We start from the raw sequence: 20,006 nt of genomic DNA, 5'->3' as shown, positions 1-20,006 counted from the left end.
AGCAGCGTCAATTTGTGCGTAGTCGCGTGCTTCGCCACCGTATTCTTTGGCTAGAACTGTACAAATTGCAGCGGTTAAAGTGGTTTTACCGTGGTCAACGTGACCAATGGTGCCGACGTTGACGTGCGGTTTAGTCCGTTCAAACTTACCTTTTGCCATGATTTATCCCATCAATGTTTTCAAGAAAACAAAAAATTTAAAGCTGCCCATCACCCGACGGGCAGATAGTTTGTAATTTACTTGCTACGTGCGCTGATGATTTCGTCAGCTATATGTTTTGGAGTTTCAGCGTATTGCTTAAACTCCATACTGTATGTAGCACGACCTTGGGTCTGCGAACGTAGGCTTGTGGAGTAACCGAACATCTCAGCCAGAGGCACCTCGGCTTTAATGAGTTTTCCACCACCGGGGATGTCTTCCATACCCTGAACCATACCACGACGGGAGGACAAGTCACCCATCACAGTACCGGCGTATTCTTCGGGAGTTTCGACTTCCACGGCCATGGTTGGCTCAAGTAGGACGGGGTCTGCACGACGCATACCCTCTTTGAAACCCATTGAGGCAGCCATGCGGAACGCGTTCTCGTTCGAGTCCACATCGTGGTACGAACCAAAGAACAACGTAACCTTAACGTCAACGACCGGATATCCAGCTAATACACCAGAGTGTAGCGTCTCTTGGATACCTTTGTCGACAGCGGGGATGTATTCGCGAGGAACCACACCACCCTTAATTTCATCCACAAACTGATAACCACTACCGGGCTCGAGCGGCTCAAGTTTAAGCACAACGTGACCGTACTGACCACGACCACCAGACTGACGCACGAATTTACCTTCGACTTCGTTACATACAGAACGGATGGTTTCACGGTAAGCCACCTGAGGCTGACCAATGTTGGCTTCTACACCGAACTCACGACGCATGCGGTCAACCAAAACCTCGAGGTGAAGCTCACCCATACCAGAAATAATGGTTTGACCGGACTCTTCGTCTGTTGTTACACGGAAAGAAGGGTCTTCTTGAGCCAAACGTGACAAAGCCACGCCCATTTTTTCTTGGTCAGACTTGGTTTTAGGCTCAACAGCTTGAGAAATCACAGGCTCAGGGAACTCCATGCGCTCAAGAATAATGTGATTATTCATATCGCACAGGGTTTCACCCGTTGTGACTTCTTTTAGACCTACGATAGCGGCAATATCACCCGCTACGAGTTCTTTTAATTCGGCACGGTTGTTAGCGTGCATCTGCAAGATACGGCCGATGCGCTCACGCTTCCCTTTAACTGGGTTGTAAACCGTGTCTCCAGAACGTAGAACACCAGAGTACACACGAACGAAAGTCAGCTGACCAACAAAGTTGTCCGTCATGAGCTTAAATGCCAAAGCAGACATTGGCTCTTTATCGTCCGCGGCACGTGATGTGGGCTCGCCATTATCATCTACGCCTTGGATAGCAGGAATATCTACAGGTGAAGGCATGTAGTCTAGAACAGCGTCTAGCATGCGTTGTACACCCTTGTTTTTAAAGGCTGTACCACACAACACAGGCTGAATTTCACCAGCTAATGTACGGATACGAATCCCTTTGTTGATTTCGTCTTCGGTAAGCTCACCCTCTTCGAGGTATTTGTTCATGAGCTCTTCATTGGCTTCTGCCGCAGACTCAATCAAGTTTTCACGCCATTCAGCCGCTTCATCAGCTAGCTCAGCGGGAATGTCTTGGTATTCAAATTTAATACCGTAGTTTTCATCTTCCCAGATGATGGCTTTCATTTTGACCAAGTCAATGACGCCTTTAAAGTCTTCCTCTGCACCGATAGGTAGAACAACGGGAACAGGGTTTGCTTTTAGACGTTGCTTGGCTTGCTCAATAACCTTGAAGAAGTTAGCACCAGTACGGTCCATTTTGTTGATGAACAACAAACGGGGAACATTGTACTTGTTAGCTTGGCGCCATACAGTTTCAGACTGAGGCTGAACGCCACCCACGGAACAATACACCATGACCGCGCCGTCTAGAACACGCATGGAGCGCTCTACCTCGATGGTAAAGTCCACGTGTCCGGGGGTGTCAATGATGTTGATACGGTGCTCTGGGTAATTACCGGCCATCCCTTTCCAGAAGGCGGTGGTAGCAGCCGATGTAATAGTAATACCGCGCTCTTGCTCTTGTTCCATCCAGTCCATTGTGGCGGAACCCTCGTGGGTTTCACCTAGTTTGTGGCTAACACCGGTGTAGAACAAAATGCGTTCAGTAGTAGTGGTTTTACCTGCGTCAATATGCGCAGAAATACCAATATTACGATAGCGCTCGATAGGGGTTTTGCGGGCCATGATCTATGTCCTTAGATTACCAACGGAAATGGCTAAACGCTTTGTTAGCTTCGGCCATTCGGTGCGTGTCTTCACGCTTTCTCATTGCGCCACCACGACCTTCTAAAGCGTCGAGTAGTTCGCCAGCCAAGCGCAAATCCATGGATTTTTCACTGCGCTTTTTGGCGGCTTCACGCAACCAGCGCATAGCCAAAGCAAGACGACGTACAGGGCGCACTTCTACAGGCACCTGGTAGTTTGCACCACCAACACGACGGCCTTTTACTTCGACCATAGGCTTAATGTTATTGATTGCGGTGTTAAATACTTCGATCGGATCTTTGCCGGTTTTTTCCTGGATATGATCGAGTGCACCGTAAACAATACGTTCGGCAACAGCTTTTTTGCCGGATAACATGACCACGTTCATGAATTTAGCTAGCTCAACGCTGCCAAATTTAGGGTCAGGTAGAATTTCTCTTTTGGGTACTTCGCGACGGCGAGGCATTGTATTTTCCTTGTGACTATTCAGTTGAACCGTTTCACGGCCTTGGCCACCTATGAACAAGTGACCCCTTACATACCAGTGCTATGAGTAGATCACTGGTTGCACGGACTCAGACCAAAATAATTGGTCGGCGGAAACTAGATATCGATTATTTAGGGCGCTTTGCACCGTATTTAGAACGGGCTTGCTTACGGTCTTTAACACCCTGTAAGTCTAAAGCACCACGAACAATGTGATAGCGAACACCAGGCAAGTCTTTTACACGACCGCCACGGATCAAAACAACAGAGTGCTCTTGCAAGTTGTGGCCTTCACCACCGATGTACGAAATCACTTCGTAACCGTTAGTGAGACGAACTTTAGCAACTTTACGTAGAGCAGAGTTAGGTTTTTTGGGAGTGGTGGTGTAAACACGAGTACATACACCACGGCGCTGTGGACAATTTTCTAGCGCGGGGCTTTTGCTGCCGGGACGAGCTAGACCACGTGGTTTGCGCACGAGTTGACTAATTGTTGGCATAACCTCGACGTATCCTTTACGTACAAAATCTAAATCCTACACAATAAAACATTGTGTTTGAGGGAGGAATAACGCACGATAAACCGCCCACACGATGATTTGTTTACGTAAAAGAGCGGATTCGAGCATTAATGATAGTAGGTGACTATGACATAATGATGATTGATTATGTTGCCCTACTCTATTTTACTTATTAAGATTACCAGCAAAGTATCCTTTAAAAGTAAGCCATTCAATTTAACGTAAAAAAAGAAGCTAGTCAAGGATTTGCAGGGTTTACACCACGGTTTTAAGTAGAAATCTTCCCTACGCTTTTCTGCACAGTAAGAGCGTGTAACCTACCAACAATCCTAACTATACTTAACAGTTCTTCCCTGTACCTTTTCATTTACTAGATCATCGCCATGAATATTGCCTCTCTCGAAGACGATCCCGTACAAGCCGCTTTGATTGAAAGCTGCTTAACCAAAGCAGGCTATTCGTGTACCGTATTTCATACGGGCAAATCGCTATTAACTACACTGGCCAAGCCCCATGATTTCAATCTACTTGTTCTAGACTGGGAAGTACCAGATGTCAGCGGGCTAGATGTTTTACACTGGATTCGTGACAATCAGGGTTACGCGCTGCCCGTTTTATTTCTAACAAGTCGCACCGATGAGTCTGATTTGGTTGTGGGTTTGCAGGCAGGTGCTGATGACTATATGACCAAACCCATTCGCGAAGGAGAGCTTGTTGCGCGCGTACAGGCCTTGTTACGCCGCATGAACCCTATCACGCAAAGCAATGAGCCCTTTAGCTTTGGGGTCTATGACATTGACCCTATCAATAATATCATTAAGCTCCATGGCAAAGAGGTTGTACTCGCCCCAAAAGAATACGAGCTAGCACTACTACTCTTTAGAAATCCCGGACGCCTTTTTTCGCGCGATGTGCTTAGTACTGCCGTGTGGAATCGAGAGATCCCTGCTACATCACGCACCTTAGACACCCATCTTTCTAATATCCGGCGTAAATTACAGCTACGGCCAGAAAATGGTGTGCGCCTTAACGCCTCGTATGCTCTAGGGTATCGCCTCGAATCGCTACTCGATAACGAAACGACATAATAACTAAACCATGCGCATTTTCTCTGCTTTACTCCAATTGGTGCTATGCTTTTTATTTAGTAACTATGCAACGAGCGCCTTAGCGCAACCTGCTGGTGCTAAAGACGATTATTTTATTTATTTCGTTGAAGCTGGGGACACCTTATCCGAATTATCTGAGCTTTATACAACCCGCAGCTCACATTGGAGACATCTTCAGCAGCTAAATCAAGTTGAAGATGAGATGCGCTTGCCTATAGGCAAGGAGCTAAAGATCCCATTTGATCTTATACCTGTCATAGCTACTGAAGCAACATTAGTCCACTATAAAGGTGATGTTAAAATCAACCACCAATCTGCGACTAAGCATACACGTCTAAAAGCAGGTGATATCATCAATACTGGCTCAAGAGGATTTGCCACCCTTCAACTTGAAGACGGCAGCACACTTACTCTTCCCCCTCAAAGCCAACTTTATCTAAAACAGCTAAATGCCTTTGAACGCGCCCGTATTAGCGATGCCATTTTAGAGCTACAACAGGGTTCTATAGAGAGTCACGTAGCGCCTAACAATACAGGGGTAGGTCGTTTTGAAATCCATACGCCTATATCTATTACTGGTATCCGCGGCACAAATCTTCGCGTGCACACCACCGAAGCACACACGCAAACAGAGCTATTAAGCGGCAAAGCTCATATCGATCGTCCAGAGCAGCGTTTTCAAATGCTCAGTAATGGCTATGGTGCCAATATATCGGCCGATGGAAAAACTGCTATCACCGCACTACTTCCCGCCCCACAATTAACCCTCCCAAAACGTGGACCTAAAGGCTGGCAAACTGAGCTCATTCCTGTCTCTGGCGCACAAGCCTATTTAGTCCAAGTAGCCCTTTCTGAAAATGGCTCTCAAGCAGTCCAGCGCTTTACTGTACCTGCCGATCAAAATATTGTTTATCTACGTCCAAGCGGTCCCGGCGAACATTATGCGTTTGTGCGAGCAATCGACGAACATGGATTAATGGGCTTAGATGCAATGGTTAGTTACCCAGGGCAAGGGGTTTTGATATCCACAGATGGCTCCCCTGTAGTCAGCGGTGATGGGCAACCCATTTTGCTTACCGATTATTAGCCTACCCGATAAGCCATGGAAAATAGTATCCCAGCCCATAGTGCGTCGCGTTCTGCACTATTGGCAGGACAAATAAAAAGAGATTGGTGGTGGGTCACCATTAGTTTAATTGTTTTCACCGCGGCCCTATCTTTACTTCGTTTTGAATTAAGCCTAGAGCGCTTGGATTTCACCTTTTATGACTTCCAAGCCTCCAATGCTTTTGAATATCATCGTCCCAAAAATACGGTGCTCATTATTATCGATGACAAAAGCATAAATGAGGTCGGTTATTGGCCATGGCGCCGCAGTGAGTACGCTGCACTAATCGAGCGTTTGCACCTTGCCAAAGCTGTAGGTCTAGATATTATTTTTCATGACAAAAACCCTTTCTACTCAGCGGATGACGTCCAGCTTGCTTATGCCATGGAAGCTCACGGGCGTGTCGTGTTACCAACTGCGATCAGTGCAGACCAATCTCGCATTCATAAGCCCTTAAATATATTACTCGAGTCAGCCCGCTCCACAGGTTTTATTAACGCTTATCCCGATAAGGACGGGGTCGTTAGGCGTGCTCATTTGTTTTTTTCATTACCCGAAGAGCCGCTACACCTTCATTTTACTCTCGCTATGCTCCTTGCCGGTGGAGATGAAGGTATCCTAAAACAAAGCTTACAGCACCCTCTTGGATCCACTAGACTAATACCATTTCTTGGCCCCCCTGGTCATTTTGAAAGCTATGCTTTTTCAGATGTTATCCAAGGCAACATTCCCCCTTCCGTTTTTAAAGACCGCTATGTATTAGTGGGCGCATGGAGTAGTGGTCTTGGGGACTTCTATCCTACCCCCCTATCCTCGGCCAAACAAACCAGCATGTCAGGCGTAGAAATTCTAGCCAACCAATTAGAAAACACTATCCTTAATAACTGGATCCGTACTGGCTCACCACTTATTAACGTCTTTTTCAGTATCATCCCTGTTTTATTTATCTGCTTTATCTTAAGGCACCTTACCCCACGTCGAGCTATTCTCAGCACCTGTCTTGTACTTATCATTATTTTTATCGGCAACTGGTTTTTCCTACATATATTAAGTCTCTGGATCCCACCTACTGCCGGCCTCATTGGTACCGTATTAGCCTACCCTATTTGGTATTGGCGCAGCCAAGAGACCGTACTTCGCTTTATTAACAACGAGATCTCTCAAATGCGCGAACAAGATCCAGAGTTGCGCCAAGCACTAGCAGGGCGCACGGCACCTAACACCCTACCAGCACGGCTTAGTCATTTGCACAAAGCCATAGAACTATTACGCGAAGCACAGCAACGCAAAGAAGAAACGCTACGCTTTATTTCTCATGATATGCGCTCTCCACAAAACTCTATTTTGGCTTTGGTGAAAATGCAACGCCAAAATGAGCTCACGCTTAGCTTAGATCAGCTCCTAACACATGTAGAGAATTATGCCAGCACGACGCTAGAACTCGTGGATGATTTTATGGATCTAGCACGCGTCGAAGCCATGGAGCTAGAGATGGAGCCTATGTATCTGAATGATCTATTGGTAGAAATCTGTGATGATGCCTGGGTACGAGCTCAAGCTAAGCAAATTACAGTGGTTTTTGATGAACCTGAGCAAGGGGTGTGGGTCAATGTAGCCCCCTCGTTGTTTAAACGTGCTCTAAGCAACCTGATCGACAATGCAATTAAATATAGCTCCAATCAAACTCAAGTTACCTGTTTAGTAAAAAACAAAGAGAACCACGTACAGATCGTCATCCAAGATCAAGGCTGGGGCATTCCCAAGGTTGATTTACCTTATATTTTTCAACCATTCAAACGTGCCCATGCCACTAAAACCGATGGTCCTAAAGGCAGCGGCTTGGGATTAGCCTTTGTTCACGCTGTTATTCTCAGACATTTTGGCGAAATTCGCGTCAATAGCAAAGAAAATGTGGGAACACGATTTATTATCCAGCTACCAGTGATACCAGAGCCTGGCTCAAAACATCATTAACGCCACTACTTCTATCTATTTTAAATACTACAGACAAAAAAAAGCCCACCGTTTTTTACGGTGGGCTTTTAGTATCAACGCTTATTGCGCATCGGAGTCCTCGGTAGAGGGTGCATCCATGAACGGGTTTTCTTGTTCACGAGCGGCACGACGCTCCGCCTGCTCTAATGCTTCTTTTTCATGACGAGCATGGTGATACGCCATACCCGTACCGGCAGGAATCAAACGCCCCACAATGACGTTTTCTTTTAGACCACGCAACTCATCACGTTTACCCATGATAGCTGCTTCCGTTAACACTCGAGTGGTCTCTTGGAAAGACGCCGCTGAAATAAACGAATCCGTTGACAAAGATGCCTTGGTAATACCCAACAATACGTTTTCGTATGTAGCAGGAATACCATTATTTGCTAACACTCTATCATTGGCATTTAACAGCTCGGAACGCTCAACCTGCTCACCGGTAATGAAATCCGTATCGCCTGGATCAACGATATTCACACGACGAAGCATTTGACGAACAATGACCTCGATGTGTTTATCGTTAATTTTTACCCCTTGGAGGCGGTAAACGTCTTGAACCTCATTCACGATGTAGCTGGCTAGCTCCTCGATACCTTTTAGACGTAAGATATCGTGTGGATCGGGCGGACCATCCACAATGGTTTCACCTTTGTTAACCACTTGACCGTCGTGCACCAAGACTTGCTTCTCTTTAGGAATCAAGAACTCATGGCTCACACCATCTAGGTCCGTAATCACCAAGCGTTGCTTACCTTTGGTGTCTTTACCAAAGGAAACGGTACCTGTGACCTCGGCCAACAATCCGGCATCTTTAGGCGAACGCGCTTCGAAAAGCTCCGCCACTCGTGGTAGACCCCCGGTAATATCGCGTGTTTTTTGCGACTCTTGCGGGATACGCGCCAAGACCTCACCCACAGAAACTTGCTGACCATCACGAACGGTAATCAACGCCCCAACAGGGAAAGAGATATTTACCAAGTGATCCGTACCGGCGATTTTAATTTCTTCGCCTTTTTCGTTCAGCAGTTTAATTTGTGGACGTGTCGCGGTTTTGCCGCTACGCGTTTTCGGCGTAATCACCACTAAGGTGGTCAAACCCGTTACCTCGTCCACCTGGCTCGCTACGGTCACACCCTCTTCGATATTCTCGAAACGAACGGTACCGGAGTATTCCGAAATAATAGGACGAGTTAAAGGATCCCAGCTAGCAATACGCTGTCCTGCTTTAACGCTTTCACCGTCATTAACCGCAATGGTTGCACCATATGGGATTTTATGACGCTCACGCTCACGACGGTTGTCATCATAAATGATGATCTCACCTGAGCGCGAAATCGCAATGCATTCGCCTTTGGCATTGGTGACATAACGCAAGCCTAAAGCAAAGCCAACATGACCTGCGGTTTTGGTTTCCACAGTACTGGTCGTTGCTGCACGAGATGCGGCACCACCAATGTGGAAAGTACGCATGGTTAACTGTGTACCTGGTTCCCCGATCGACTGTGCGGCAATCACACCAACGGCCTCACCACGGTTCACCAATGCACCACGACCTAGGTCACGCCCATAACAATGGGCACATAAACCATGGCGAGTTTCACATGTTAGCGGCGTACGGATCTTAACTTCATCAATCCCTAGCTGATCGATGAGCTCAACAATATCCTCATCGAGCAAAGTGCCCGCCACAACAACGGTTTCTTGCGTATCAGGGTTCACAATATCCACGGCCGCCACACGACCAAGAATACGATCACGCAAGGGCTCAATGACCTCACCACCATCCAGCACGGCTTTCATGGTGTAGCCACTTGTGGTGCCACAATCGTCTTCGGTAATAACCAAGTCTTGGGTGACATCCACCAAACGACGAGTCAAGTAACCGGAGTTTGCCGTTTTCAGCGCCGTATCCGCTAGACCTTTACGTGCCCCGTGGGTAGAAATAAAGTACTGAAGTACGTTTAGTCCTTCACGGAAGTTAGCCGTAATTGGGGTTTCAATAATGGAACCATCTGGCTTAGCCATCAAACCACGCATCCCCGCCAACTGACGAATCTGCGCTGCTGAACCACGCGCGCCGGAGTCTGCCATCATGTAGATAGAGTTAAATGACTCTTGACGAGTTTCATTACCCTGGCGATCCACAACAGGTTCTGTGGCAAGCTGCTCCATCATTGCTTTACCCACCTGGTCACTGGCTTTACCCCAAATATCCACTACGTTGTTATAGCGCTCTTGGGAGGTTACCAAACCAGAGGAGTATTGCTTATCGATTTCCTTGACCTCGTTCGCCGCTTTATCCAAAATGGCGGTTTTGGCATCGGGCACCAGCATGTCGTTCATGGCAATAGAAATACCACCACGTGTGGCCAAGCTAAAGCCCGCTTGCATGAGCTTATCAGCAAAAATTACTGTAGCGCGCAGCCCGCAACGACGGAAGGACTGATTAATCAAACGCGAAATTTCTTTTTTCTTCAGTGTTTGATTAAGAAGATCAAAGGATAAGCCTTTAGGCAAAATCTCTGATAACAGGGCACGACCTACCGTAGTCTCTACACGACGCTTTGTCGCAACCCACTCACCCTGATCGTCTTTACTGTACTCATCCACTCGTACTGTGACGCGCGTTTGCAGCTCAACCTCGTGGTTGTCATACGCACGCTGTACTTCGCTCACGTCAGCAAAGAACATGCCTTCGCCCTTACCATTAATGCGGGAGCGAGTTGCATAGTACAGCCCCAACACGATGTCCTGTGAAGGAACAATAGAGGGCTCACCGTTAGCGGGGAACAGTACGTTGTTCGAAGCCAACATTAATGTACGTGCTTCGAGCTGAGCTTCGAGGGACAACGGTACGTGTACCGCCATTTGGTCCCCGTCAAAGTCAGCGTTAAAGGCCGCACAAACGAGCGGGTGCAACTGAATGGCTTTACCTTCAATTAAGACCGGCTCAAACGCCTGAATACCTAAACGGTGCAAAGTTGGTGCACGGTTTAGCATAACTGGGTGCTCGCGAATCACCTCTTCAAGAATATCCCAAACAACGGGCTCTTGGTTTTCCACGAGCTTTTTAGCGGCTTTAATTGTGGTTGCCAACCCCATCATTTCCAAGCGATTGAAAATAAAGGGTTTAAATAACTCTAGTGCCATGAGCTTAGGCAGGCCACACTCATGCAGTTTTAGCTGAGGACCCACAACGATCACGGAACGACCGGAGTAGTCAACGCGCTTACCTAACAAGTTCTGACGGAAACGACCGCTCTTACCTTTGATCATATCGGCCAAAGATTTGAGCTGACGTTTGTTGGCTCCGGTCATGGCTTTACCACGACGACCGTTATCTAATAACGAGTCCACTGACTCTTGCAGCATACGTTTTTCGTTACGCAAGATAATGTCAGGGGCTTTGAGCTCAAGCAAACGCTTTAAACGGTTATTACGGTTAATGACACGACGGTATAAGTCGTTCAAATCCGATGTCGCAAAACGACCACCGTCTAGGGGTACCAATGGACGTAGCTCTGGAGGTAAAACAGGGAGTACCTCTAGGATCATCCATTCGGGCTTGATACCCGATTTTTGGAACCCCTCTAAGACTTTTAGGCGCTTAGAGATTTTTTTGATTTTAGCGTCCGAACCGGTGGCTTTGAGCTCAGCACGTAATGTCTCAACCTCGCGGTCGATATCAATCGTGCGTAATAGCTCACGTACCGCCTCCGCGCCCATCAGGGCGTGGAAGTCATCACCGTACTCTTCGGTTTTGCTCATGTAGTCATCATCGGACATGATCTGACCGCGTTTGAGCGGAGTCATGCCAGGATCAATGACGCACCATGCCTCGAAATACAACACGCGCTCGATATCGCGCAATGTCATATCCAACACCATACCTAAACGGGATGGGAGGCTTTTCAAGAACCAAATATGGGCTACCGGACACGCCAACTCAATGTGTGCCATGCGCTCACGACGCACCTTGGATACGGTAACCTCTACACCACATTTTTCGCAGATTACACCGCGATGCTTTAAGCGTTTGTATTTACCGCACAAACACTCGTAATCTTTGGTTGGACCAAAAATCTTAGCGCAAAACAAACCATCGCGCTCGGGCTTAAACGTGCGGTAGTTAATCGTTTCTGGCTTACGGACTTCGCCGTAAGACCAGGAGCGGATTTTCTCAGGGGAGGCAACGCCGATGCGGATTGCATCGAATTGCTCTTCCTGATTCACTTGCTTAAAGAGATTTAATAGAGCTTTCATTATTTACGCTCCAAATCCATGTCAAGGGACAAGGATCGAATTTCTTTGACCAATACATTAAAGGACTCTGGCATGCCAGCATCAATGACGTGATCACCCTTGACAATGTTCTCATAAACCTTAGTACGGCCGGCAATGTCATCGGATTTCACCGTGAGCATTTCCTGTAGCGTGTAAGCGGCGCCATAAGCTTCTAGAGCCCAGACCTCCATCTCACCAAAACGCTGACCACCGAACTGCGCTTTACCACCCAGCGGCTGCTGAGTAACGAGCGAGTAAGGACCAGTAGAACGAGCATGCATCTTGTCATCGACCAAGTGGTGCAATTTCAAGAAGTGCATATAACCCACCGTGACTGGACGCTCGAACTTCTCACCCGTACGTCCATCGTACAAAGTGATCTGCGTACGGTCTTCTGTGAGCTGCAATTTTTCTGCAATATCATCTGGATAGGCTAGCTCTAGCATGACCTTGATTTCTTCTTCGGTCGCACCATCAAACACAGGAGTAGCCAATGGCAAGCCCTCGCGTAAGTTATGCGCCATTTCAAGGATTTCATCATCCGTGAACGAAGAAAGATCCGCTTTTTGCCCCGTTGTGTTATAGACCTTGTCCAGGTACTCACGAATTTCCGCTACCTGAGCGCCTTTTTCTTGCTCAAGCATTTCGTTAATTCGATGACCAATACCTTTGGCTGCCCAGCCTAAATGAACCTCAAGCACCTGCCCAACGTTCATTCGTGAAGGCACCCCTAAGGGGTTCAACACAATATCAACAGGCGTGCCATCGGCCATGTGAGGCATGTCTTCAACAGGTGTAATGCGGGAAACCACCCCTTTGTTACCGTGACGACCAGCCATCTTGTCACCCGGCTGCAAACGACGTTTTACAGCTAGGTAGACCTTGACCATTTTCAGTACCCCTGGAGGCAACTCATCACCCTGTGTGAGTTTTTTGCGCTTTTCTTCAAAAGCCAAATCAAACTGGTGACGTTTTTGCTCTAGCGAATCTTTGGTGTGCTCTAGCACCACGGCATGCTCTTCGTCTGCTAGACGAATATCAAACCACTGCCAGCGGTCTTCTAGACTTGCAAGATATTCGGCGGTGATTTCCGAGCCTTTGGTCAAACGACGTGGACCACCGTTAACGACTTTACCGATCAAGAATTTTTCGATACGGTCAAATGCGTCGTCCTCTACAATGCGAAGCTGGTCATTTAAGTCTTGGCGATAGCGACGTAACTCATCGTCGATAATGGACTGAGCACGCTTATCACGCTCTATACCCTCACGCGTAAAGACCTGAACATCAATAACGGTTCCTACCATGCCCGAAGGGACACGCAAGGATGTGTCTTTTACGTCAGAGGCTTTTTCCCCAAAAATAGCACGAAGTAATTTTTCTTCGGGAGTTAGCTGGGTTTCACCTTTAGGCGTTACTTTACCAACCAACACGTCATCCGCACGCACCTCGGCTCCAATATAAACAATACCGGAGTCATCTAAACGGTTTAACTGTGTTTCTGACAGGTTACTAATGTCGCGGGTAATTTCCTCGGGCCCTAATTTGGTATCACGTGCAACAACGGTTAACTCTTCGATATGCACCGAAGTATAACGGTCATCAGCAACGACTTTTTCCGAAATTAAGATCGAGTCCTCAAAGTTATACCCGTTCCACGGCATAAAGGCGATCATCATGTTCTGCCCTAATGCCAGCTCGCCTAGGTCGGTTGAAGCCCCGTCTGCCAATACATCACCACGTGCAACCACATCGCCACGTTTGACGATAGGACGTTGGTTAATGTTGGTATTTTGGTTAGAACGTGTGTACTTGGTGAGGTTATAAATGTCCACACCGATTTCACCCGCCATGTTTTCGTCATCGTTCACACGAATCACGACACGGTCGGCATCCACGTGATCCACAACCCCACCACGACGTGCTTGTACCGTTGTGCCGGAGTCAACCGCCACGGTGCGCTCAATCCCAGTACCCACTAAAGGTTTCTCTGGACGCAAGCAAGGTACAGCCTGACGCTGCATGTTCGCGCCCATCAAGGCACGGTTCGCGTCATCATGCTCAAGGAAAGGAATCAAAGAAGCCGCTACTGATACAATCTGCGACGGTGCAACGTCCATATACTGCACGTTTTCAGGTGCAGTCATTAGCGTTTCACCCGCTTCACGACAAGCAATCAGCTCATCGACGAAACGTCCCTCGTCATCCAACTCCGCGTTCGCTTGCGCAATGATGTAGTTGCTTTCTTCGATCGCAGACAGATACACGATTTCATCTGTCACACGGCAGTTGTCCACTTTACGATACGGAGTCTCTAAGAAACCGTACTCATTCAAGCGGGCATACAATGCCATGGAGTTAATCAAACCAATGTTTGGACCCTCGGGGGTTTCAATAGGACATACTCGACCATAATGCGTGGGGTGTACATCTCGTACCTCAAACCCAGCACGTTCGCGCGTCAACCCACCAGGACCCAAGGCCGAAACACGACGCTTATGCGTAATTTCGGATAAGGGGTTGGTCTGGTCCATAAACTGCGACAGCTGACTTGAGCCAAAAAACTCTTTCACCGCGGCAGAAATAGGACGTGAGTTGATGAGGTCATGCGGCATCAAGTTTTCGCTTTCAGCTTGACCTAAACGCTCTTTGACAGCACGCTCAACACGAACTAACCCAGCACGGAACTGGTTTTCCGCTAGCTCCCCAACACAACGCACACGACGATTACCTAAGTGATCAATATCGTCGATCTGACCTTTACCGTTACGCAAGTCAACAAGGACTTTAATCGTATCAACAATGTCCTCGTCGGTTAGTGTCATCGGCCCAGAGGTATCCTCGCCTCGACCTAAACGGCTGTTGACCTTCATGCGACCAACACGAGACAAATCGTAGGTTTCCTCGCTGTAGAACAGACGCTGGAATAAGGCTTCGACAGCCTCTTCGGTTGGAGGCTCACCTGGGCGCATCATGCGATAAATCGCAATACGAGCAGCCATTTGGTCAGCCGTATCATCGGTGCGCAGGGTCAATGAGATATAACCACCTTGATCAAGGTCGTTAATATAGAGGGTTTCAATTTCACGGATATTAGCGGCACGCATTTCGACCAACATGGTTTCCGTGATCTCATCATTAGCTTTAGCGATGATTTCACCTGTATCAGGATTCACCACATTTTTTGCTAATGTGCGACCCACTAAGGATTCCTCAGGGATCGAAATGTAATCGATTTTGGCTTCGTCTAATAAACGGATATGACGGGCATTGATACGCTTGTCTTTTTCAACAATGACGTTACCATCGCGGTCTTTAATATCAAAGCTCGCCACTTCACCACGCCAGCGTTTGGATACAAACTGCAGGCGGCCGCCATCATCTTGGAGCTCAATATGATCGAACTCAAAGAAATGTGCCAAAATGGCTTCTGGTGTCATACCAATCGCTTTAAGCAAAATGGTAACAGGCATTTTGCGACGGCGGTCGATACGGAAAAATAGAATATCTTTAGGATCGAACTCAAAATCGAGCCACGAGCCACGGTAAGGAATGACGCGCGCAGAAAATAGCAATTTCCCTGAGCTGTGCGTTTTACCCCGGTCATGTTCAAAAAACACACCAGGAGAACGGTGTAACTGGGACACAATTACACGCTCAGTACCGTTAATGACAAAAGAACCGTTTTCTGTCATCAAGGGCAACTCGCCCATGTAGACTTCTTGTTCTTTAATTTCCTTGACGGTAGGTTTGCTTACCTCGCGGTCCATAATGACCAAACGTACTTTGGCACGCAAAGGTGAAGCATAAGTCAAGCCCCGCATTTGACATTCTTTGACGTCAAACACAGGCTCACCCAGCACATAGCTAACAAACTCTAGCCGTGCCATTTGGTTATGACTTACAATAGGGAAAATGGAATTAAAAGCTTCTTGCAAACCTTCGTTTTTACGTTCCGAAGGTAAGACGTCTTTTTGAAGGAACGTCTTGTAAGACTCCAACTGTGTTGCCAATAAATAAGGAACCTGCTGGACGTCTTCACGTTTGGCGAAGCTCTTGCGTATGCGCTTTTTTTCGGTGTACGAATAAGGCATGAGCACTCCGACTCAAGGGTTACACGGGCCGTCAACCACGACCCCGGTTTACGACTCTAGAAAACCTGACTCAAAATTATCTAGAATCAATAGGTTTTCTGGAGACGCAAAAGCCCGGGAAGGCATATAAAGCACTTCCCGGGCATGCGAATCGAGATTATTTAAGCTCGACTTTAGCGCCAGCTTCTTCAAGCTTTTTCTTAGCTTCTTCAGCTTCGTCTTTGGAAACGCCTTCTTTAACGTCTTTAGGTGCACCGTCAACGAGGTCTTTAGCTTCTTTCAAGCCTAGGCCAGTGATTTCGCGAACAGCTTTAATTACGTTAACTTTCTTGTCACCAACTTCAGCTAGGTGAACGGTGAACTCGGTTTTCTCTTCAGCAGCAGCACCAGCAGCACCGCCAGCGGCAGGAGCAGCAACAGCAACAGCGGCAGCAGCAGCGGATACACCGAATTTCTCTTCCATTTCGGTGATTAGCTCGGATAGCTCTAGCACGGACATGCTAGCGATGGCTTCGAGGATTTGATCTTTAGTCATTTTCAAATTTCCAGAAAAAAAGTTTTATGCCAGGTTTGGGAATGGTACCCGATACAACGAGCATCCAATCAATTTGTAATTACGCGCTTTCTTTTTGATCGCGTACAGCGGCCAAGCCACGTACAAATTTAGTAGGAATTTCGTTAAGCGTACGCACAAATTGCGCGATAGGTGCTTGCATAGTGCCAAGCAATTTCGCCAATAGCTCGTCGCGAGAGGGCATGGATGCCAACGCTTTAACACCCGCTTCGTCAAGGATGCTATTAGGCATAGCACCGCCTTTAATGACTAGGCTTGGGTTGGTTTTAGCGAATTCAACCATGGTTTTCGCTGCTGCTACAGGGTCTTCACTGATGGCGTACATCAAAGGACCAACGAGTTGGTCAGATAGCCCATCAAAAGAAGTATCTGTAAGAGCACGACGTACTAACGTGTTTTTGAGAACACGTAGGTACACACCCGACTCACGCGCTTGTTTGCGCAATACGGTAACGGAGGCCACGTCCAAACCACGATATTCAGCGATAACGATCGATTGGGCGTTGGCGACTTGACCAGCAACCTCTTCGATAACTAGCGCTTTCTCTTGACGATTGAGACTCACGGTTGAACACTCCTTTCTTAGATGTAAGGGGTATTCCTTACATCAACCGAATGCGGCGCACCTGGTCGAAATTCTGGAAAGAAAATCTTCCTGGGCGCCGTCTACGCTGGATAAACCGATAAATCGATTTGATTAAGCTAAACGTATTAGCTCCAACGGTCTTTGACAGCAACAGCCCTAAAGCTGCAGCCCAAAGTAATTAATGATCTTTATAAGCCAAATTAGGCTTGTAAAGAAGCAACATCTACGCGTGCACCGCCACCCATGGTGGAGGACACAGCGATTTTACGCATGTAAACGCCTTTAGCAGCGGTAGGACGTGCTTTATTTAGAGCATCTACAAGTGCGAGCAAGTTCTGCTGTAGTTTTTCAACATCAAATGACGCACGGCCGATGGTAGCGTGAATAATACCTGCTTTGTCGGTACGATACTGTACCTGACCAGCTTTGGCATTATTGATCGCGGTAACCACATCTGGTGTCACCGTACCAACTTTAGGGTTAGGCATTAAGCCACGGGGGCCTAAGATCTGACCAAGAGTACCAACAATACGCATCGCATCGGGAGAAGCAATCACAACATCAAAATCCATTTGACCGGCTTTGATTTGCTCTGCTAGATCTTCCATGCCAACGATATCCGCACCGGCTGCACGCGCTTCTTCGGCTTTATCGCCTTGAGCAAAAACAGCCACACGTACAGATTTACCTGTACCAGCAGGCAATACCACGGAACCACGAACCAACTGGTCGGATTTACGGGGGTCGATACCTAGCTGAACAGCTACGTCGATGGATTCGTCGAATTTGGCTGTAGCGGTTTCTTTAACTAGGGTTAAAGCTTCCTCTACAGGGTAGAGTTTGTTGCGGTCGATTTTAGCGGCAATAGCTGCTGCGCGTTTGCTTAATTTAGCCATGACGATTAAACCCCCTCAACATTAATACCCATACTGCGAGCAGTACCAGCAATAGTGCGGACCGCTGCATCCATATCGGCGGCAGTTAGGTCGGGTTCTTTGGTTTTAGCGATTTCTTCGGCTTGAGCGCGCGTCAAAGTACCAACTTTGTCTAAGTTAGGACGAGCGGAACCGCTTTGAATACCTACGGCTTTCTTAATAAGAATCGTCGCAGGTGGGGTTTTCATGACAAAAGTAAAGCTCTTGTCAGCGTAAGCAGTAATCACAACAGGAATCGGCAAGCCTGGTTCCATGCCCTGTGTTTGGGCATTAAAGGCTTTACAGAATTCCATGATGTTTAGACCACGTTGACCCAATGCTGGACCAATAGGTGGGGAAGGGTTAGCTTTACCAGCTGGAACTTGCAGCTTGATAAAACCGACGATTTTCTTCGCCATGTTAATGACTCCTTGCGGGTAAGCGCCATCAGTAAAATGGCTCCCCGGGGGTTAATAAACTAGGTCTTTTCGACCTGATCAAAATCGAGTTCTACAGGGGTGGAACGGCCAAAAATAGTGACCGAAACACGCACCTTGGATTTTTCGTAGTTGACTTCTTCGACGTTGCCGTTGAAATCTGCAAATGGGCCTTCTTTAACACGCACCATTTCGCCAACTTCGAATAGAATTTTTGGACGGGGTTTCTCAGTGCCCTCTTCCATTTGGGAGAGGATTTCGTCGACCTCACGCTGAGAAATTGGTGTTGGACGATTCCCAGAACCACCCAAGAAACCAGTGACCCGATTTGTACTACGTACTAAGTGCCACGTTTCATCGGTTAAATCCATTTCAACCAAGACATAGCCTGGGAAAATACGACGTTGCGTGATGGATTTTTTACCGTTTTTAACTTCAATGACTTCTTCGGAAGGGATAAGGATCTGACCGAATGAGTCTTGGAGCTCGGCACGTTCAATGCGCTCGATTAAAGCCCTTTGCACGCTTTTTTCCATTCCGGAATAAACGTGTACGACATACCAGCGTTTGCTCATGTGTGCCCTTTATTTCCAGCCTAATAATAGGCCATAGATAACCCACTCTAGTCCCTTGTCGATAATCCACAACAGAACCGCCATAACAGAAACAAAAGCAAAGACAATTGCTGTCATTTGAGTGGTTTCTTTGCGGCTAGGCCAATGGACTCGCTTGACTTCGGTATAAGAGTCCTTAATATAGCCCACGGCACGTTTACCCGTATGTGAAGTCCAGACAATAAGGGCGGCAACAACCACAGATGCTAGAAACACAGCTACCCGGACAATCCCGGGTTGAGTTTCCAGCATGGAATAACCAACAATTCCAGCAGCAAGTACGGCAATCGCCAGACCCAATTTTATGCGGTCAGGGCCTCTGTTTACGGTTTCAACGTTGGTATTCGACATAATCCGACGATAGGACGTCACGAAAAGTGACGATTGACTGAAGTGGCAGGGGCAGAAGGAATCGAACCCTCAACCTTCGGTTTTGGAGACCGACGCTCTGCCAATTGAGCTATACCCCTAGACCTTAAAGCAGATGTAATAAGAACCACATCTACACATTAAGTGCAAAAAGGTATTGTATACCCTTTTGCACTATTTAGCAACTACTATTTGATGATTTTAGCTACCACACCAGCACCAACGGTACGGCCACCCTCGCGAATCGCGAAACGTAGACCCTCTTCCATGGCGATAGGAGCAATCAAAGAAACGTTCATCGCGACGTTATCGCCAGGAAGAACCATTTCCTTGTCTTCAGGTAGCTCAATGGTACCGGTCACGTCAGTCGTACGGAAGTAGAACTGTGGACGGTAGCCTTTAAAGAAGGGAGTGTGACGACCACCCTCTTCTTTGGACAGAATGTAAACCTCTGCCGCAAAGTCTGTGTGAGGCTTGATGGTGCCAGGCGCTGCCAAAACTTGACCACGCTCAACGTCTTCACGCTTGGTACCACGTAGCAAGACACCCACG

The 20,006-nt window shown here is 47.5% G+C and carries 15 protein-coding genes, 1 tRNA gene and 1 pseudogene; 3 read left to right on the top strand and 14 right to left on the bottom strand.

Annotation, left to right across the window (positions count from 1 at the left end; genetic code table 11):
• The 4 genes from Q1V74_RS08510 to rpsL all read right to left on the bottom strand — a co-directional run.
• Positions 1-159, bottom strand: a 159-nt coding sequence (locus Q1V74_RS08510; protein ID WP_300648098.1) for a GTP-binding protein, incomplete at its 3' end; no start/stop codon positions are given.
• Positions 160-236: 77 nt separating this feature from the next.
• Positions 237-2,339 (bottom strand): elongation factor G, encoded by a 2,103-nt coding sequence (gene fusA, locus Q1V74_RS08505; protein WP_260650546.1) that lies wholly within the window; start codon positions 2,337-2,339, stop codon positions 237-239.
• A 16-nt stretch (positions 2,340-2,355) separates the two neighbouring features.
• Complete coding sequence (rpsG, locus tag Q1V74_RS08500) at positions 2,356-2,826, bottom strand: 30S ribosomal protein S7 (protein WP_260650545.1); 471 nt, start codon at positions 2,824-2,826, stop codon at positions 2,356-2,358.
• A 148-nt stretch (positions 2,827-2,974) separates the two neighbouring features.
• The gene (rpsL, locus tag Q1V74_RS08495) at positions 2,975-3,346 is read right to left on the bottom strand and encodes a 30S ribosomal protein S12 (protein ID WP_077734104.1); all 372 of its coding nucleotides are present in this window, start codon (positions 3,344-3,346) and stop codon (positions 2,975-2,977) included.
• A 404-nt stretch (positions 3,347-3,750) separates the two neighbouring features.
• Between rpsL and Q1V74_RS08490 the strand changes: the two genes are divergently transcribed.
• Genes Q1V74_RS08490 through Q1V74_RS08480 form a run of 3 tightly spaced genes read left to right on the top strand, consistent with a single transcriptional unit; the run spans position 3,751 to position 7,558 of the window.
• Positions 3,751-4,455, top strand: coding sequence for a response regulator transcription factor (locus Q1V74_RS08490; RefSeq protein ID WP_300648113.1), 705 nt, complete (start codon positions 3,751-3,753; stop codon positions 4,453-4,455).
• Between the two features lie 10 nt (positions 4,456-4,465).
• A complete protein-coding gene (locus Q1V74_RS08485; protein ID WP_300648111.1) occupies positions 4,466-5,563 on the top strand; it encodes a FecR domain-containing protein in 1,098 nt (365 codons plus the stop codon).
• 15 nt (positions 5,564-5,578) lie between these two features.
• Entirely contained in the window at positions 5,579-7,558 is a 1,980-nt protein-coding gene (locus tag Q1V74_RS08480) for a CHASE2 domain-containing protein (RefSeq protein ID WP_300648109.1), read from the top strand.
• A gap of 81 nt (positions 7,559-7,639) precedes the next feature.
• Here the strand turns inward: Q1V74_RS08480 and rpoC are convergent, their stop codons facing one another.
• From rpoC to tuf, 10 genes and pseudogenes are all read right to left on the bottom strand, one after another.
• Entirely contained in the window at positions 7,640-11,845 is a 4,206-nt protein-coding gene (gene rpoC, locus Q1V74_RS08475) for a DNA-directed RNA polymerase subunit beta' (RefSeq protein ID WP_300648107.1), read from the bottom strand.
• Positions 11,845-15,960, bottom strand: a complete 4,116-nt coding sequence (rpoB, locus tag Q1V74_RS08470) for a DNA-directed RNA polymerase subunit beta (RefSeq protein ID WP_260650540.1) — start codon at positions 15,958-15,960, stop codon at positions 11,845-11,847. Before rpoB ends, rpoC begins: the two co-directional genes overlap by 1 nt.
• A 157-nt stretch (positions 15,961-16,117) precedes the next feature.
• Positions 16,118-16,501 (bottom strand): 50S ribosomal protein L7/L12, encoded by a 384-nt coding sequence (gene rplL, locus Q1V74_RS08465; protein ID WP_300648104.1) that lies wholly within the window; start codon positions 16,499-16,501, stop codon positions 16,118-16,120.
• 73 nt (positions 16,502-16,574) lie between these two features.
• On the bottom strand, positions 16,575-17,099 hold the full coding sequence (gene rplJ, locus Q1V74_RS08460) for a 50S ribosomal protein L10 (protein ID WP_260650538.1): 525 nt from the start codon (positions 17,097-17,099) through the stop codon (positions 16,575-16,577).
• Positions 17,100-17,320: 221 nt separating this feature from the next.
• Entirely contained in the window at positions 17,321-18,016 is a 696-nt protein-coding gene (rplA, locus tag Q1V74_RS08455) for a 50S ribosomal protein L1 (RefSeq protein WP_260650537.1), read from the bottom strand.
• Positions 18,017-18,021: 5 nt separating this feature from the next.
• A complete protein-coding gene (rplK, locus tag Q1V74_RS08450) occupies positions 18,022-18,453 on the bottom strand; it encodes a 50S ribosomal protein L11 (protein ID WP_260650536.1) in 432 nt (143 codons plus the stop codon).
• A gap of 59 nt (positions 18,454-18,512) precedes the next feature.
• Positions 18,513-19,046, bottom strand: coding sequence for a transcription termination/antitermination protein NusG (gene nusG / locus Q1V74_RS08445; RefSeq protein ID WP_260650535.1), 534 nt, complete (start codon positions 19,044-19,046; stop codon positions 18,513-18,515).
• A gap of 9 nt (positions 19,047-19,055) precedes the next feature.
• Positions 19,056-19,436, bottom strand: coding sequence for a preprotein translocase subunit SecE (secE, locus tag Q1V74_RS08440; RefSeq protein ID WP_300648100.1), 381 nt, complete (start codon positions 19,434-19,436; stop codon positions 19,056-19,058).
• A gap of 43 nt (positions 19,437-19,479) precedes the next feature.
• Positions 19,480-19,555, bottom strand: a tRNA-Trp gene (locus Q1V74_RS08435).
• A gap of 87 nt (positions 19,556-19,642) precedes the next feature.
• Positions 19,643-20,006, bottom strand: a pseudogene (gene tuf / locus Q1V74_RS08430) (elongation factor Tu); the annotation flags it as partial.

The sequence above is a fragment of the Paenalcaligenes sp. genome, assembly GCF_030152715.1.
Taxonomy (GTDB): Bacteria; Pseudomonadota; Gammaproteobacteria; order Burkholderiales; family Burkholderiaceae_B; genus Paenalcaligenes; species Paenalcaligenes hermetiae.
Note: the sequence above shows the minus strand (reverse complement) of the source record. Positions and strands in the feature narration are given on the sequence as shown.